The following is a 17,192-nucleotide window of genomic DNA, read 5'->3' on the forward strand; positions in this document are numbered from 1 at the left end:
GACGTCCACATAAGCCCGTCAGTTTTCATAACTTCGCCGCTTATGATAGGAATTTGCGCTTACCTTGTCTGGCCCCCTTCAAGGGAGGAAATGCAGCTGCGCGCCACCTTCGGGTCGCGCCCGAAGATACCGGCCAGCTCCGCGTCATCCGGCAACGGCCGCCCGGGATCGAGCCAGCCACGAGCGAGCGCGACCTGCCGTACAGTCTTGAGCTTGCTGCGTCCCATCAGGCGGGCGCCGGCAATGTCGCGGTCGGAATCGCCCTGACGCATGCGCGCCAGGACTTGTCGATATTCAAACATTTCGAAACTCCTTCTACTCATCGGCCCTCCGGGCAAAGACGCCGAAGGTACCGGGTTACGGAAGTTCGAAATGCGTTTCGGGCTGCAGCCCGACATAACCACGAGCCTGTCAAGTGGCCCGATTACGCCGATCCTGAGATGGCTCCAATACGCCGATCATCGAGTGGCTCCATTGCGCCGATCACGCACTGGCTCGATTACGGCGATCATCCGGCGGCTCGATTACGCCGATCATGAAATGGCTCTAATACGCCGATCCGTGACACGCGATCACCGACGCATCCGCATGGCTGCCCGGAAGTGGCTGTACCGGCATCGGTGCGAGCACGACCGGCGTGTGTTCGGCGTGACGCTCGCAGTGCCGGCACGCGTACTTTGCACGCACGTTCTGGTTAACCGTCCATTTGACTTCGACGTGCAGCTGTTCGCTGATGTCCTCGCCGATACGATGCATCGGATTGCCACAACACGGGCAACCCCGCTGGTCTTCCGGCAGATCGTACTCGATGCGTTCGCGCTTCAGATACGCTGGCAACGGCTTGCGTCCCACCTTGCGCCGCTCAGGCTTGCCGGCCGGTGGCAAACCGGTGTCAGGCAGCGCCGGCTGGATACCTTCGTCTTCCTCGTCGCATGGTTCGCTTCGGGCGATCTGCTCGGCTTCGTCAAACACGCGATCCTTGCGTTTTTCGCTTTTCGGCGCGTAACGCTCGGCCGTAAGCAGGCGGACCTGTTCCTCGAGCTGCCCGACGCGCTGGTTCAGTTCGTCGATGTGTTTCGCGTCGCCGGCTACGCGCGCTTCGAGGGCGTGGATATAGCCCTGGACAGCCCGGGGTACGCACTTGAGGTCAGGTGCATTCTTCATGCGCTCCAGGATAGCGAAGCGCGGTGCGCCGTGGGTTTACGTCAATTTGTAACGGGTGCGCATTCCGTTGTTTACGTGCAACGTACCGGGCTAGCTGGCGTGCTCGTAATGACGTGCAGGATGACGGCGAAGCGCGTCGATGTCGATGCCATCGAGCAGCCAGTGGAGCTGCTGTGTCGTCAGCTCGATCACTTCCTGATCGCGTCGCGGCCACACGAAACGATCTTCCTCGAGCCGGCGCAGCAACAGCCAGAAGCCGGTGCGCTCGTACAGCAGGAGCTTGATCCGGTTGCATTTACGGTTGCGAAACGCGTACACGGCGCGCGCGAGCGGATCCAGTCGCATCGAATTCTCAACCACGGCGGCAAGGGTATTGATACCGCACCGGAAGTCGACCGGCTCGCGATGCAGATAGACCCGCAGGTCGTCAGCGAAGCGCAGCATCACCGGCTCCTCAATGCGTCGATCATCGCTGTGAGCAGCGGCGTGTCCTGCTGCGTACATTCAAGTTCAAGACTCACCCCGTTGGGCAACTGCGCCACCAGGCGTGACGGCAACGGCGGCCGTTGCGAGGGGCGCGTCACTTCACGCGCCCGGGGCATGGGCGTCACAGCCCCGGACGCGGGCGGTCTTGAATTCGCGCGCACCGCGCGCGGATCGGCTACTTCTACTACGGGTACGAATTCCGCCGTGCCCGTGCCGGGCAACTCCACGCAGTCGCTGCGCACCGCCCGCCTGCGCTCCAGCAGGATCCACTTGCGCAGCTGGTTGGCATTCACGCCAGCCTTGAGCGCCAGCCCGGCCACCGACGCGCCGGGCTGCTCGCACGCCTCAATCAGTCGCCGCTTGCCATCGGGATCAAAGCAGCGCCGACCGCCTTCGTCGACGTGCGTGACTTTAAGGGGAAGGAAATCAAGTTCGTCTGAGGTCATGTTGCGTCCGCAAGTTGAGTGATTGCGGACGCAAGCTTGATCTTCCAACATCGCACGCGCTAGGCGGGCAGAAACTATCGCTTACGACCTATCTGCACAGCGACGAAGTGCAGCGCGCACGGCAGTTCGACCAGGCGTTTGCCGCACGGGACCTCAAGCTGTAGGCCGTTTATGCGGACGCCCACATAAGCCCGTCAGTTTTCATAACTTCGCCGCTTATGATAGGAATTTGCGCTTTTAGGCCGTACCCCAAGTCGCGCCGCAGCTGGCGCAAGCTGCACCTGGCCGTCGATGCGAGCACGGGGCAGGTCGTGGCGCACACGCTCACCGATCAGGATGCGGACGATCCGTCTCAGGTCGCGCCATTGCTCGATCAGATACCGGGCGAGATCGGCCGGTTCATCGCAGACGGCGCCTACGACGGTGCGCCGACATACCAGACGGTTGCGCAGCACAGCGCGGGCGTGCAGATCGTCATACCGCCGCGCTCAACCGCCGTGCGTAGCTGCGAAACCGGCCCGCCCACGCAGCGCGATCATCATCTTGACGCGATCGCGGCACAGGGTCGGCTGGCCTGGCAGAAGACAAGTCAAGTGGGTATGGCCGGCGGGCCCTGGTCGAAACGACGATGGGCCGCTACAAGGCGCTCATCGGAGCGCGCCTGAAGGCACGCCATCCCGATGCCCAGCAGACCGAAGCAGCGATCGGCGTGGCGGTGCTCAATCGCATGCTCGCCGCCGCATGCCCGAAGTCCGTTCGTTGTAAGGCTCATGCAGCATAGTCCGCGGGGTAAGGGGCGCATTGCGCACACCGTCGCCTCCATGCACCAATGCCACTTTCACGCAAACTCCTCCGCGCCCGATAGCGGGCGTGTTTTCCCGTCCCAGTACAAGCCCAGGGCGCCGTAGAGTTACTCGTTACTCCATCGCCGCCACCCGCCATGAGGGTTTTGTTAGCGGTGCTAAAGCGCCGCGTCGGAGACGTCAGATCACCGTGTCGCGGACACGGGACATGCATTGCACCCACATGCGGACCGCCCCCGAGGGGCTGCGGGAAACACATTCGTCCATTGACCGTTCCATCCTCCTTGGCCCGAACACACGGTAGGACAAATGGATTTTGCGGTCGCATAGTTGGGAATCGCTTGGGTTGTGTCAACGTCACAACCACAGGGATAATCGCTCCGGACAGTTTGCTGGATGGGGGTGCCCATCGTTGACAGCCAATCGCGCGATCGCGCATTGACCTTGAACATGAGGGGATCGCTAGTATCGAGCAGCGAAGACATCTTTTGGTAGAGCGGGAATGCCTGTGCCAAAGTTTGCAGTGCGCTGGGGCGTGTGACGAACAGATATTGAGGTGTGCGCTCACTGGCATCCGGGCCGACGCTTTGAACCATGGTTGCGGAGGCGGCCATCACGTTTGCCAGTTGCACGGCCAGAGATCTTGTTCCACGCGTTCGAGTTGTGGGGTTCACGCCAATCACGTCTGCGTAAAACAGCGAAGACTGATGCCCATCGGAGAATGGCATGACCTTGAAATCAATATTCTGGCGAGTTTCTTCGCTCATCGCAGACATGGATTCTGAGTAAGCAATTACCGCACGACCCCAGCCGTTGCTGAACCATGTAGAACGATCGTATTGCCCAGGGGTATCAGCGGTGCCATTCTCGTAACTCGCAGTTGCAAGGATGGTACGCATGTTGTTCACAGAGGTCGGATTCAAATCCGAGGGGGTCCACGGAAGTGGCAACGGGTAGATGTCATTTAGGCTGTGTGTCGTATCGAGGTAGAGCGATGCGTTGGTTGTCTTTCCTGACATGTCGACTAGCAGGCCGCGTGTATCAGGTGGGATGGTGCTGGTGTAGGTGCATTGGCCCAGGACGGTCTTGACATCGGTTAGAGTCTTCGCTGCAACCAAGGCGGTGTCGTTTTTCCGGTAGAAGAGAAGACTTGCACAACCCAACTGCGGAATACTGTAATAGGCATCACCTACTTTGACACCTTCGATCGCGTAAGGGACAAAATCATCAAGATTTTGAACTTCGTTGGCTGCCAACGGCTCAAGCCAGTTTTGAGTGCGAAAATAATCGAAGAACATGGCGTCATAAACGAATACATCGACATTTGCGGGCGGGTTGTTCTTGTAGCCCCCGTCCCAGTCGCTTGAGCTCACGAAGTTCAACGCGATATCGGGTCGAACCTTATTCCATTCCGCCTGTATCGCACGCTTGAATTGATCCAGCCTCGGTACCCATGGGTAAAGCGCGACCGTAAGTTGTTGGGGTGCGTCGCTGGATGCGATGGCGTTGGTGAAGGCCCCGAGGCAGAGAGCCAGAAGGAGCATGAATGAGCCTATCCAGCGACGCATGATTTCTCCATTTCTTGTATGGTTGATTTATGAGCTTTCTGTGGCGTTGACCGAGTAATTTGAGAGTTCGCAGATTTTGTATCTGCAATAAACGCGTCGAATGGCTCCAGCTGCTGGTTCTGGGCCTGAGCATTCGCCTGAACCGTCATCACCGAAATTATAGTGATACACAAAGTCACGGCATACCGAATTAATGTTCCGGACCTTCGAGGACTTGTGACTTCACTGACATCGCAACTTGAAACATGCATTTCGTTTCGTCTGGCAGACATCGTTAGTATTTCCCACCCTCTCGAGTTGCCACGAAGACCGACTGATCGCGTTTCCTCGTATAACGGATAGATCGCCAGATTGGAGCGCCGAGCGAATCTTGCAAGGTCGGATGACCTACAGGGCCGACTGTCGCGTGCTCGTCCGAAAAGCTTAGAGACGGCTTCAAGTGCGACGCGTGTCGCCGTTCGCCATGGTCCGGCAGGCATTGATCTTCACGTCGCCACTCGTACCGGTTTTGGAAGCCGTATTGCCCGTAGGTGAGCATTTCGTCAGGTCGACCGCCACCGATACGGCAGTACCCCGGTAATGCGCTTTCCACATTGGCAGGGCTTGATAGTTGTTTCGCCGGTTCTGCATGCGCCGATATCATCGGCGCGGCAATTAATGGCGCGACAAGGATTGTCTGCATGCAATTACCTCGCAGTTGAGATGGACGCGCGTTAGCTGGTAGGAAGTCTGCCGTAATATGGCATCAAAGGTGTTGATCTAGGGCAATGCTGACTAAGTCCACCGTTCACGACTGTCGAGGGTTATAGCCCATTTGATTACACACAACTCATTCGTCAAGTTCTCGTGCGTACCTGAGTCCGGCGGCGAAATCCATCACGCGCTGCAGACCTTGCCAGATGGTCTTGACTCCGGGTTCGCCATCGCCTTTGCGCGCCATGAAGCCGCCAAGCATGGCGACCAGACGCACAGCCTCATTCAGTCGCGGTGAGGGGCATGAACAAGGTAAGCGTTTATGCGCTGCAGCGCATAAACGCTTACCTTGTTTGGCCCCCAGGAAATGCAAGTTCCGTATTTCGACGGTTTTATTGGAAACTTGCGCGCCCGCTTTCAGACCGAACTTGTTGAGGCGCGACCGGGAGCCGATAGTGACGGCGTCCCCGCATTCTTTGTCCGCCTGTGGAAATTGCATGGATCCGTTAATTGGGCATGGGAAAATTCCAAGCAAATCGTTCGCATAGGACAACCTGTTAGCGAAGGAATGGCTGCGGCAATTTATCCGTCGGACACAAAATACGAGGAATCTAGACGAGTCCCGTTTTTAGTGCTTCAAGACCGTATGCGTCGGGCATTGCATCAACCCGAGACATTGGTGATAGTGGCTGGATACTCGTTTGGTGACGCTCACCTCAACGAACTCCTTTTTGATGCAGCCATGCGGCGCGAACGTACCGAGATCGCCGTATTCTGCTATTCGACCATACCCGACATACTCGCAGAACGGAGATGATCTTGCGCCGTAGCGCGTCGGCTGCCTGCTCCGCGACGGTCGTCGCCTGCAGCCGTGAACTGTTGACGGTTGAATTCATGGGTATAAGGTCCTTCTCTCTCGCGCTGAGAGTTGTATAAATTATATCACCCGGATTTATCGCACGACCTCCACGCCAAGTTGTGTCGCGTCGGTCGCGAAGCCGTTAAAAAGGCTGGGAAGCGGCCACGTGAAAGCGTATCGTCTCGCTAACTTAGAGACTAGGAGCCTTCATGCGCGGACCTTATAGGTCCCTGTTCCACGACGAAGTCTTTCAGTTGCTGTTGGAGTTCGTAGATTCCGCTAATGGTGTCCGTTTGAGCGCTAATCGTGTCCGTTAATTCTGCTAGCGCGGCGTTTTTGATCGGAACGCGAGCACTCTGCCCGCAAAGGCTAACGAGGCACAGCATGACACTTCGGTCGTCGACGCCCAAACCAGTTTTGATAAGGATTCCAATGTAGCTCAGAAAAGACCAACCCTGTATGACGCTTTCGTTCGCCTCAATAGATCGGCACTGCCCGAGCATCGAAATACTTTACCTTCCGCAATCTCGCTTGCCGCCGCCATTGGCTCGCCTACCTGTCGCGTCGACCAACAGCCACATTAGCCGAATCAGAGGACATGGCGAACGCGCTAGCAGAAATAGCGAACATCTTGCCGTTCGCTCGTTGCCTAAACGCAACGGGTGACGAACTGGCAATCTTGCCTGGTCGCCATACCTGGCGGGCCCTGCGGCTCCTCTCCCATTAGCAACTACTGCGGACATCGCTAGCAGAATTAACGGACACCAACAGTTCTAACCGGAAATTTGCGCGGAAATCAAGGTGACCCCTAAATCCGTTCATCGCTGACCGGACATCGAAGTTCCGCTTGGCATTCCGCCAACCGCTTGCGAAGCGCGCTGCGCCGAGGCAGCAATAATATCGGTCGGGTAGTTTTCCTGCGGACCCTGGGGGTTGTACCCGGCACGCTCGAGTTCGACGAGTTCCTGGCGAACCTGTTCTTTCACGCGCCTCGCGCTACTGCAGGCCGCGACTTGGAGACCGCGATCGCACGCGGCGTTGGAACACGCTCGCGGCAAATCTCCAGACAAAAAGCGGCTGTGCTTCGGCGAGGCTAGGCGGGATCATCGGCCTCGATACCGCCGATACGAGAAAGTAGGTCAAAGCTGCGGAGCGTTGAGGCATGCGCAAAATGGGCGTATAATGTGCCTGTAAAGTTCGCAATTGGAGCGACCCATGAGCGCCATCGCCTTTGCTGACGTCCTCGAGTCCGCGCGAGAAGCGGGAACGTCTCGTCTATCCGCCGCCAACCTCGCAAACTTGATGGGCTTGCAACAGCAAGATCTTGCAACCCTGGCGGGTGTTCATCGCAACACGCTGCGTACCCATCCTGAGTCGCCGAAGCTCCAGTCCACCTTACGTGACCTCGTGCGTGTACTGTCGGCCGCTGCGGCAGTACAGCCGGACTTCGAGCGAGCGCTGTTTCTCGTCAAGAACCAACCCATCCCCACGTTTCGCCATAAGACTATCCTGCAGCTGATCCAGGACGGGCGGACGGAGGATGCGATCGACTATCTCGAGTCGATAAGCGCGGGATTTGTTGGATGATCCTTACGCACTTTCCGGCGGGTACCGTGCTTTATCGCGCACATACGCCTCGCTGGGCCAGCCGGCCGTCTAGTGGAGCAGGCGCCGCGGCCAAGGGCGGGCGCTTCAACCGTGAAGGCGTCGAGGCACTGTATTTGTCGCTGGAAGAACTGACGGCCCTTCGCGAGTACCAGCAGACATCACGCTTCCTGCCACCCTGCACGGTCTGCTCCTACACCGTCGCGCTGCGAAATCTGGTTGACCTGCGGCAGCTCCACCGCGGTCCTCTTTGGGACGAACTGTGGCACGACTGGCGCGAGGATTGGCGGCACCTGAAATTCGAGCTGCACATCGAGCCCCCAACCTGGGTTCTCGGCGACATGGTTCGGGAGCAGGGCTTCACCGGAATTGTGTTTCCCAGCCAGGCCCACCAGCACGGTACAAACGTCGTGGTCTTTACTGACCGCCTGGTAGATGGCAATTCGATCGAGGTCAACGACCCAGATGGCCAACTTCCGCGAGACCAGGCAAGTTGGGCGCGTCGGTGACACTTCTGTGAGGGTCATCCTGTTACGGTGGACATGGTGGCGAAACTAACGACACGAACAGTAACATCTGAACTGATCGATTGCACGCACACCAAACTGCCGGCTCACGCTCACGCTCAGGTACCAGCGTCCGGTATAGGATTCGCGAACGCGACTAGTCGCGTCAATATATCCCGCATCTCCTCTTGAAGTTTGAGCGCAACAATGCCCGGGGTAAGCAGCCCTCGACCTCGCACCCTCTCGGCCAAACTCCTGAATTCCTCTAACTTTCTGCAGCCGTTGATGGGGTCGCTTCAGGAAACGGAAAATAAAGCACGTTTAGTCTGAGCCAGGGGCGGCGAACCCGACCAAGCGCAAAGGGAAATTGCTACGTCGCAGCGTCGCAAGTGAAGTACAAACGGGGCTCGGGATTTTGCGCGAACTAGCGTTCTTCGCCTGGAAGGAACGGGATGACACCCAGCCGGAAGGCTTCTTCCTGCAAATTGGGGTGCGCTCAAGAAACGGATTTTTTCGTACGCTAAGGCCAACGTCTCCAATGATTGGGCATGAAGGTACCTTTGCTGGATTGGCAGCGCCGTGGCACGTTCGAGGCACGTGGCAGTCGTTCGCGTTTGAGGTATGACATTTCGTTTCTGGTCCACGCTTTCTGCTATTGGCATGCTACCGTTTTCGTTTAAGCCGCTAAATCCGGCCCGCCATGAGTAGGGAAATTGCGGACGCATATCCATCCGCTTCATCCGATCAGGGACCGAAAACGCACATGACATTTTCTTTGGAAGACGCATTTTCCAGTGCACAGCAAACAAAACTGAATCGCCGCCTGCTGGTGGCGCTCATTGACCAGGCCGATACCCATTGGTGGGGTGGTCATGTCGACAACTGGCAGCCGGACGAAGCACTGTTTTCCTCAGGGGCGGCACTGAAGGGTTACCGGAAACTCGTGACCCGTTTCAAGAAAGGCGAGACCGCAAAGGCACACGTGCTGATGATGCACATCGACGGCACGTTCGGGGCCGTCATGTTTGGCGTGGAGTCAGCCGAGGAAGCGCAACAGCTTCTGGATGACACACTGGAAGAAATACGAGTCAGAACCTCAGATTGACGCCAGTGTCGCAGAAGCGAAGTCGTCAGACTGGGGCATACCCTTTCCTGACGTCAGGTAAAACCTGTCAGCACGTCAGGATAGAGTCAGATAGGTAATTGTTTGACACTTGGGCTCGCGCGTCATAGATTTCAAGCTGACATTTCACTAGGCGTCCGTCATGCACGGTCAACGGGTCGGCTATGTGCGGGTTAGCACGTTCGAGCAGAACGCCGACCGTCAACTCGATAATGTCGCGCTAGATCGCGTCTTTACCGACAAGGCGTCAGGCAAGGACACGAAGCGCCCGCAGCTCGATGCGCTTCTCAGCTTTGTGCGCGCTGGCGACACGGTGGTCGTGCACAGTATGGACCGGCTCGCACGGAACCTGGATGATCTGCGTCACATCGTGCAGTCGCTGACCCAACGCGGCGTGCAGATCAAATTTGCAAAAGAATCCTTGACGTTTTCGGGCGAAGACTCGCCCATGGCCAACCTGATGTTGTCGGTGATGGGGGCATTCGCGGAGTTCGAGCGCGCCCTGATTCGCGAGCGCCAGCGCGAGGGCATTGCGCTCGCGCGACAGCGAGGCGCGTATCGCGGCCGCAAACCCGCGCTGACCGACGCGCAGGTCGCGGATCTGCGGCGTCGCGTGGACGCCGGCGGGCGCAAGGCACAGATCGCGCGCGATTACGGTATCAGCCGCGAAACGCTGTACCAGTATCTTCGCTCGACGAGGTGAACTATGCCCCGCCGCGAACTGCTCACGCCTGCGCAGCGCTTTCAATTGTTCGCATTTCCGGAGGACGAAGGCGAGCTGATCCGCCTTGCCACCTTGTCGGCGGAGGACTTCGCGTTCGTGCGTCAGCACCGGAGTGGTCACAACCGGCTCGGCATTGCGGTGCTGATGATCTATCTGCGGTATCCCGGTCGCGTTTTAGGACCGGCCGAGAAGCCACATGCGCCGATCGTCGGTATCGTGGCTGCCCAGTTGGGCGTCACACCGGCGGTGTGGGATCTGTACGCCGCGCGCGACGAAACCCGCCGCGAACATTTGCAGGAACTGCTGGCCAGACTCGGCCTCGCGCAATTCGGTCGGCAGCACTATCGTGCGCTGGTCGAGCTGCTGATGCCGGTGGCGATGCAGACCACGCAAGGCATCGCGCTTGCTCAGGCTGCTGTTGATGAACTCAGGCGTCGGCACGTGCTGTTACCTCCGGTTGCCGCGCTTGAAAAGCTGTGCGCCGCCGTCGCCACGCGCGCGCAGCGCGACGTGTACCGGCTGCTCACCGCGCCGTTGACGACCGGGCAGCGTACGGCGCTCGATCAGCTTCTGCTGCCGCTGACTGGTCGGCCCGTCAGCAAGCTTGCCTGGCTGCGGCAATCACCGGGGGAGCCAAGCGCAAAGGCCGTTCTGGCCCACATCGAGCGCTTGCAGGCGATCCGCGCTCTCGACTTGCCGCCGGACATCGGTCGCAACGTCCATCAGAACCGGTTACTGCGTCTGGCGCGTGAAGGCGGACAGACCGCCGTCTATCAGATTGAGGAATATGAAACCGACCGGCGTCACGCCACCTTGATTGCGATCCTGCTCGACACGACCGCGACCTTGACTGATGAAATTCTGAACCTGCACGACCGCCTGATCGGCTCGTTCTTTACCAAGGCCAAGCACAAGTACGAGAAGCGTTTTGCGGCAGAGGGCAAGGCGGTCAATGACAAGGTGCGTCTCTACGCGAAGGTCGGCGCAGCATTGATCGCAGCGAAAGACGCGGGTGACGATCCATTCCGGGCCATCGAAGCCGTCATGCCGTGGGAAACCTTCACGGCCAGCGTGCGCGACGCGGAGCAGCTTGCACGTGACGCCGAATTCGATTCGACGGCGCTGCTCGTTAACCATTACTCGCAGTTGCGGCGCTATTCCCCAACGTTCCTCGACACGTTTGATTTCCGCGCTGCGCCGGCTCGCCAGGACCTGATGGATGCAATCACCCAACTGCGCGAGTTGAACCGTACCGAAGCGCGCAAGGTTCCAGCCGACGCACCGACGGGCTTCGTCAAGCAGCGCTGGGCGCGGTTCGTGTTCAAGGACGGCGGCATCGATCGCAAGTTCTACGAGATGGCCGCCATGAGCGAGCTGAAGAACGCGCTACGCTCGGGGGATGTGTCGGTCATTGGCAGTCGGCAGTTCAAGGACTTCGATGAATACCTGATGCGCCGCCCCGCGTTTGACGAGCAGCGTCGGCAGCGCCGGCTTGGGCTGGCTGTTGAAACTTCGGCGGCAAGCTATCTGGATGAGCGCATTGAGCGCCTGCGCGAAGCCCTCGACGAGACAGCACGACTAGCGACAGCGGGCGAGTTGCCGGACGTTGAACTGAATGACAAGGGACTCAGGATCACACCACTGGATGACGCGACGCCGGCAGAGGCCGAAATGCTCACGCAGCAAGCCTACGACCTGATGCCGCGCGTGAAGATCACGGATCTGCTGCTCGAGGTCGATCAGTGGACCGACTTCACGCGGCACTTCACGCACCTGAAAAGCGAGGCGGAGCCGCCCGACCGGACGCTACTGCTGACTGCGATTCTCGCTGACGCATTCAACCTCGGGCTTGAGAAAATGGCCGATGCCTGTCCGGGCACCAGTGCCGCCAAGCTGTCGTGGCTGGTTGCCTGGTACATCCGCGATGAGACATTTCAGAAGGGTCTTGCCGAACTGGTCAACTATCAGCACGGCTTGCCCTTTGCCGCATACTGGGGCGAGGGAACCACCTCGTCATCGGACGGCCAGCGATTCCGTGCCGGTGGTCACGGCCTGACCGGCGGGTATCGGAACGCGAAGTACGGCAACGAACCCGGTGTGCTGTTCTATACGCACATCTCTGATCAGTACGCGCCGTTTCATACCAAGGTCATCAATTCGCCGGTGCGGGACGCCACGCACGTGCTGGATGGCTTGCTATATCACGAGTCCGAGCTGCGCATCGAGGAGCACTACACGGACACGGCCGGCTTCACCGACCACGTGTTTGCGCTCTGCCACTTCCTCGGTTTCGAGTTCGCGCCGCGCATCGCCGATCTGGCTGACAAGAATTTGTATGTGCCCGGCAAACCGGGGGACTGGCCTGCGCTATCGTCGCTCGTTGGCGGCTCGATCAGCCGGAAACTGATCGAGCGCGAATTCGACGATGTCGTTCGCCTGGCCGCGTCGATCCAGCAGGGTACGGTGACCGCCTCACTGATCTTGCGCAAGCTGAGCGCGTATCCGCGGCAGAACGGGCTTGCGGTCGGCCTGCGCGAGCTGGGCCGCATCGAGCGTACGCTGTTCACGCTGAAGTGGTTGCAGGACCCGGCACTGCGTCGACGCGTGTCGGCCGGACTGAACAAGGGAGAGGCCCGCAATTCGCTGGCGCGGGCCGTGTTCTTCTACCGTCTGGGCGAGGTACGGGACCGTTCATACGAAAACCAGCGCTACCGGGCCAGCGGCCTGAATCTGGTGGTGGCGGCGATTACGCTGTGGAACACGGTGTACTTGGAGCGGTCGATTGCCGCTTTACGGCAGCAAAGCGAAATCGACGACAGCCTGATCTCGCACGTCGCGCCGCTCGGCTGGAACCACATCAACCTTACCGGCGACTACGTATGGCATGCGAATAAGCGCGTCGCCAAGGGGCGATTCCGGCCGTTGCGCGTCAGGAAATCGACTGGGCCGCCTTAACGTACGAAAAAGTCCGTTTCTTGAGGGCACCCCAGATCGAACGCAATGAACAGTTGCTGGCCAGCGGCGTTGTGCCGGTGATCCCGCCAAAGTGCGATGCGGTTGATGACCCGGAGCAAGAACGTTGGCATGATCAGCTTGTGCGCTATCGCAAGGAAAAAGGACAATATGCATTCCAGAACAAATATGGATACGGCCTGCGTGCCCGTGTGGAAGCGCAGTTCTCACGCATCAAACGCTGCCTCGGCGACACGCTGCTGACCCGCCGCACGGCATCACAGGTTCAGGAAGGTCGCGTCATCGCCAACCTGATCAACCAATGGAACGCCTTTGGCCAGGCGCAGTGCGTTAAAAAGGCCTAATTGCGTCCGCAACCAACTGGGCGCCTACCCTGCCGAACAAAGCAGATCATGTGCATCAATTCAATGCCATTGAGAAAAATACTGGCACAACGAAGTATCCTTGAAGTGCGGCCTGGTCGCGCTGCGCTTGCGTACATCGGCCGGGTTCGGTCCGCTATACAATCGCCACACGATTGCGACCTTGACTCTTCGCGTGGTAGAGCCGCTCGTCTGCTGACCGAAGTAGTGCATCAATCGTGCGACCGTCCCTACCGAACTGCGAGATGCCGATACTGACCGTTATCGATACCTCGCGTCCAATTTCACTGGCGAAGGTCGTGCTGGCAGTTGCCACGCGAATCCGCTCGCCGATTGCGAGTGCTGCATCCAGCGACGTGCGAGTCAGCAGTACCATGAACTCTTCGCCGCCCACGCGTGCTACGCCGTCGTAAGGCCGAATCGCGTCGCGGCACACTCGCACGAACCCCTGGAGCACTGTGTCGCCGACCTGGTGCCCGTACGCGTCGTTGACCCATTTAAAATTGTCGAGGTCGAGCGCGAGGAGTGAGAATGGAGTGCCGTCTCTCTGTGCGCGAACGACCTCTGTTTCGAAACAAGCAATGAAATGACGCCGATTCGCAGCGCCGGTCAACGGATCGGTTGCCGCGAGGTGTGCTAGCTTCTGGTTTGTGCGGTTAACTTCCTTTAGAGCGGTTTTGGTGCGATCCATCTCTCGGACGAGTCTCGCGTTCAACTCCTCGCGACTATAGATCGTCGCAAATGAACGCGTCGTCGTCAAAAAGGCCTGCGCCACGCCATAGCTGAGAAGAAAGAATCCGCTGGCGAAAATGACGTGAGCAAGCCACCACATATGATTCCACGGGCTGCCCAGAAGGAACGCCACCGACGACAGCGCGAACGACATGATGGAGATACCATAGACCAGCATCAGCGGGGACCGAGGCCGGCGCAGCATCAAGATAACGACGTTCAGCATCGAAAGGCCGAGCGCCGCGGACTCCATGACCCGCAGTAGGATAACGCCAGCAAAAGTAGAATGGGCAAGAAGCGCGACCAGAACATCCACTACGAGGAATATTGCGGCCCAGCTTAGCAAGTACTTGACTCCGGCGCGGTGATCAGCGGGATCGGACGGCCTGCGATACGACAGAAGCCCAATCAACAGCAGAATCGACATCGTTAGACGCGACGCCGGACCATACAACAGGAATAGCCAAATGTTTTGATGAGCGAATCTGGTGAAAGCGCCATGGAGCGCGTAGATCAATACAAATCCGAGGAAGCCCAGTGTCATCCATCGCAGCAACGGCTCGCCGGAGGACCGATAGCATTGCCACGCCACGTAGGTTACAAAAAGACCCTCAAACGTCGCGCCCGTGATCGCAATTTCATGGAATGGATGGTTTTCGAACTTTAGACCCGGGTTTTGAAAAAAATGCAGGTAGCCAATCAGATAAGCGGGAACGAGAGCGAAGGCGACGAGAACCAACTGCGCGTAGCTCCTCGTGATAAACCGCACGAATGAACGTTGCTTTTCAGTCTGCTCCGCAGTCGTCGCGCTCATAAATTCACTCCAGTGTGGTCTTTTCAGTCCGTCGTTGCCCCCACATCGATACAATCGCCTTGCCAGATTCGGATTTTGGCAGACGAGCTGAATCGATGCGCCATAGAGGTTTGCAACTGCCTTTGTATGTTTCCCTAATCTCTATCAAAATGTCGGCGTTAAATTCCTATGTTGGATAGACCGCCACGCGCGATGGGATTGTATAAACGTTCCTTTTTTGATGGCGTCACAAACGCTCCAAAAATGGAAGAACAATAATGCGTACCATTTGTGTTTTGTTGATGCGCCCGTCTGCGACAAAACCGGCCTGCCGACGATGATCTCAGGGCCATGGATGCGCAATGGTCAAAGGTACCCATAGTTGGCTCAGCCGTCGGAACTACCTCGGCCAGCGTGGCCTTGGGTTTGCCACTCTTGGAAGCGGTGCGTCCGCGCCGGTTTCTGGTAGAAGGCTGGCTCGTCAGAGACGAACCCTCGAGGTTATGCCAATGTACCATTGCTTAGCTTATCGAAAAACATTCGGTTCTTCGCGAACCTTGGCCACGCTGTGGTGTTGTATTGTCACTGTCTTGCAGTTGGCGCATCATGTCCGACCCTCCGCTACGCGATGCGTGCTTATGGGCAATTTGCCATTGAAGTTAATGTCCCGCGCAGACTGCGCCTGACTAATCCGCGAAGGCGATCGCACCTCCAATTACACCTCGACCGGTGCGGCGCGAGGACGCGACGAGCCTACCTTGGGGCCAGCTTCTATATGCGCCGTAGCTGCGTATGCCATCAAATAGCAAAAAAATCTCCTGCGCATGGCAACGCTCCCGAAAGTTGTCTGATTCATCAGACTGCGGCCTTTCATCGCATGTGCATACCACCGTTGATGGAGAAATCGGCGCCCGTGACAAAGCCGGCTTCATCGGAACAGAGAAATGCCACCAGGGCTGCGACTTCGTCAGGTTGACCGAGTCTGCCGACCGGAATCTTAGGGAGAATTCTTGTTTCCATTACGTCCTTGAGGATCGCCGCAGTCATGGCGGTGGCGAGATAACCGGGCGACACCGTGTTGACGGTCACGCCGTATCGCGCCGTCTCCAGCGCGAGCGACATGGTGAAACCGTGAATGCCCGCTTTCGCTGCGCCGTAGTTGGTTTGCCCGAATGCTCCGCGCGCGCCGTCCACTGAGCCGATATTGACGATCCGCCCTAACTCTCGCTTGACCATTCCACCGAGAAGCGGCTTCGTCATGTTGAACATGGAATCGAGATTGGTGCGTAAGACGTTATCCCAATCTTCCTTGGTCATTTTTGCAAAGCTTGAATCGCGCGTAATCCCGGCGTTATTCACGAGAATGTCCACCATACCGAATTCGGTGAGCACGCGCTCCGCGCAACGCGCACACGAATCGAAGCTCGAGACGTCGGCCTCGAAGGCAACGAAATGGCGACCTGCATCCCGTTCATGCACGAGCCAGGTGGCGACGTGATCGTTGTGCTCGGAATGCGAGAGGCCGACCACCATGCCTGCATCGTGAAGACGTCGGCTAATGGCGGCTCCGAGACCGTCCATGCCGCCAGTAACGAAGGCAACGCGTTTGGACGACATGATGTTCCCCTTGTGATGGAGGCCGTCAGAGGCCGGTGATTGAGCCGATTTGCTGAATTGCCCGGGAGAGTTTCGGCTCTTGCCACTCCCGTCGAGGAACCATGCCGGCCGCTGGGTTTCTGCTGCGATACAGCAAGCCGGCGACGTTAGCATGCTCTGATTGAAAGGAACCTGCGCCGGCCATCGTGTTGGCGCGGGGGCCGATTGCGGCGGTCGCGATGTAGCTGCGCACTATGGTCTGGCATGACGCCTCGAATTCGTTACAGTCATGAGAGGCCGAGGCCGCACTACAAATCGCCTGAATCGAAGCGATGTCGCGCCGGACATGCTGGAGTCCTCTAGGCTCGTTACCGGACTTCGCGATAGCACGAATGCATTCGCAGCGCAAACACAACTTTCACGCCCTACGGATTGAATGGTGTCGCGGATTTTCCTAGTAGGATGGTTTTCCTGACGCAATAAAGCGATCCGCAATTATCCGGTTGGAAGTTGCTGCAAACGCGCACGCGACGATCGCGTGTTCAATATAGGCGTATCCGTCAAAAGGGGGCTTAACATGGATCAATCATCGAAGAGATACCGCTGCCACACTTGGCGATGCAGTCTTCCGACCTTGGTTGCGCGCTATTCGTCGTTTTTTCTCGGGTTTTCATCCACCCGCACGTAAGCACCCGGTGAAGTCATCTTGATCGGCAAGTCGTGCCGCCCGACGATCATGTCCATTCAAATTTTAAATGG

The 17,192-nt window shown here is 58.2% G+C and carries 15 protein-coding genes and 3 pseudogenes; 8 read left to right on the top strand and 10 right to left on the bottom strand.

What is annotated here, in order from left to right; genetic code table 11:
* Window positions 1-59: 59 nt before the first annotated feature.
* The 4 genes and pseudogenes from EVC45_RS40710 to EVC45_RS40725 form a co-directional block, all read right to left on the bottom strand.
* Window positions 60-302 (bottom strand): hypothetical protein, encoded by a 243-nt coding sequence (locus EVC45_RS40710; RefSeq protein ID WP_129963753.1) that lies wholly within the window; start codon window positions 300-302, stop codon window positions 60-62.
* A 250-nt stretch (window positions 303-552) separates the two neighbouring features.
* A pseudogene (locus tag EVC45_RS40715) lies at window positions 553-1,164 on the bottom strand (IS66 family transposase zinc-finger binding domain-containing protein); the annotation flags it as partial.
* 90 nt (window positions 1,165-1,254) lie between these two features.
* A complete protein-coding gene (tnpB, locus tag EVC45_RS40720; RefSeq protein ID WP_158647003.1) occupies window positions 1,255-1,608 on the bottom strand; it encodes an IS66 family insertion sequence element accessory protein TnpB in 354 nt (117 codons plus the stop codon).
* Complete coding sequence (locus tag EVC45_RS40725; protein ID WP_129963755.1) at window positions 1,608-2,096, bottom strand: transposase; 489 nt, start codon at window positions 2,094-2,096, stop codon at window positions 1,608-1,610. Before EVC45_RS40725 ends, tnpB begins: the two co-directional genes overlap by 1 nt.
* 251 nt (window positions 2,097-2,347) lie before the next feature.
* Here EVC45_RS40725 and EVC45_RS40730 point away from each other — a divergent pair.
* Window positions 2,348-2,877 (top strand): annotated as a pseudogene (locus EVC45_RS40730) (IS5 family transposase); the annotation flags it as partial.
* A gap of 207 nt (window positions 2,878-3,084) precedes the next feature.
* Here the strand turns inward: EVC45_RS40730 and bcmE are convergent.
* From bcmE to EVC45_RS40750, 3 genes and pseudogenes are all read right to left on the bottom strand, one after another.
* Window positions 3,085-4,467 (bottom strand): thiamine pyridinylase, encoded by a 1,383-nt coding sequence (bcmE, locus tag EVC45_RS40740; protein ID WP_129963757.1) that lies wholly within the window; start codon window positions 4,465-4,467, stop codon window positions 3,085-3,087.
* Between the two features lie 435 nt (window positions 4,468-4,902).
* Window positions 4,903-5,097 carry a VirK family protein gene (locus EVC45_RS48080; RefSeq protein ID WP_129963758.1) on the bottom strand — a complete coding sequence of 65 codons (195 nt, stop codon included), beginning with the start codon at window positions 5,095-5,097 and terminating at the stop codon, window positions 4,903-4,905.
* Window positions 5,098-5,296: 199 nt separating this feature from the next.
* A pseudogene (locus EVC45_RS40750) lies at window positions 5,297-5,482 on the bottom strand (IS4 family transposase); the annotation flags it as partial.
* A 45-nt stretch (window positions 5,483-5,527) separates the two neighbouring features.
* On the opposite strand from EVC45_RS40750, the gene EVC45_RS48085 reads away from it, so the two are divergent.
* Entirely contained in the window at window positions 5,528-5,977 is a 450-nt protein-coding gene (locus EVC45_RS48085) for an SIR2 family protein (protein WP_211193559.1), read from the top strand.
* Between the two features lie 860 nt (window positions 5,978-6,837).
* Here EVC45_RS48085 and EVC45_RS40760 read toward each other — a convergent pair.
* Entirely contained in the window at window positions 6,838-7,005 is a 168-nt protein-coding gene (locus tag EVC45_RS40760; protein ID WP_248295452.1) for a DUF4148 domain-containing protein, read from the bottom strand.
* A gap of 229 nt (window positions 7,006-7,234) precedes the next feature.
* Here EVC45_RS40760 and EVC45_RS40765 point away from each other — a divergent pair, with 229 nt between their 5' ends.
* The 6 genes from EVC45_RS40765 (at window position 7,235) to EVC45_RS47285 (ending at window position 13,294) form a co-directional block, all read left to right on the top strand.
* Complete coding sequence (locus EVC45_RS40765; RefSeq protein WP_129963760.1) at window positions 7,235-7,606, top strand: DNA-binding protein; 372 nt, start codon at window positions 7,235-7,237, stop codon at window positions 7,604-7,606.
* A complete protein-coding gene (locus EVC45_RS40770; protein ID WP_129963761.1) occupies window positions 7,603-8,133 on the top strand; it encodes an RES family NAD+ phosphorylase in 531 nt (176 codons plus the stop codon). Before EVC45_RS40765 ends, EVC45_RS40770 begins: the two co-directional genes overlap by 4 nt.
* Before the next feature lie 760 nt (window positions 8,134-8,893).
* Window positions 8,894-9,235: a hypothetical protein gene (locus EVC45_RS40775; protein ID WP_129963762.1), complete on the top strand. Its 342-nt coding sequence runs from the start codon at window positions 8,894-8,896 to the stop codon at window positions 9,233-9,235.
* A 160-nt stretch (window positions 9,236-9,395) separates the two neighbouring features.
* Window positions 9,396-9,956, top strand: a complete 561-nt coding sequence (locus tag EVC45_RS40780) for a recombinase family protein (protein WP_129963763.1) — start codon at window positions 9,396-9,398, stop codon at window positions 9,954-9,956.
* 3 nt (window positions 9,957-9,959) lie between these two features.
* Window positions 9,960-12,932, top strand: coding sequence for a Tn3 family transposase (locus EVC45_RS40785; RefSeq protein ID WP_129963764.1), 2,973 nt, complete (start codon window positions 9,960-9,962; stop codon window positions 12,930-12,932).
* A 20-nt stretch (window positions 12,933-12,952) separates the two neighbouring features.
* Window positions 12,953-13,294 (top strand): hypothetical protein, encoded by a 342-nt coding sequence (locus EVC45_RS47285; RefSeq protein WP_248295453.1) that lies wholly within the window; start codon window positions 12,953-12,955, stop codon window positions 13,292-13,294.
* Window positions 13,295-13,448: 154 nt separating this feature from the next.
* Here EVC45_RS47285 and EVC45_RS40795 read toward each other — a convergent pair whose 3' ends face one another.
* Both EVC45_RS40795 and phbB read right to left on the bottom strand, forming a co-directional pair.
* Window positions 13,449-14,858 (bottom strand): GGDEF domain-containing protein, encoded by a 1,410-nt coding sequence (locus EVC45_RS40795; RefSeq protein WP_129963765.1) that lies wholly within the window; start codon window positions 14,856-14,858, stop codon window positions 13,449-13,451.
* A gap of 849 nt (window positions 14,859-15,707) precedes the next feature.
* Window positions 15,708-16,454 (bottom strand): acetoacetyl-CoA reductase, encoded by a 747-nt coding sequence (gene phbB, locus EVC45_RS40800; protein ID WP_129963766.1) that lies wholly within the window; start codon window positions 16,452-16,454, stop codon window positions 15,708-15,710.
* Window positions 16,455-17,192: the final 738 nt, after the last annotated feature.

Origin of the sequence: Paraburkholderia sp. UYCP14C (assembly GCF_004197395.1) — a bacterium.
Taxonomy (GTDB): domain Bacteria; phylum Pseudomonadota; class Gammaproteobacteria; order Burkholderiales; family Burkholderiaceae; genus Paraburkholderia.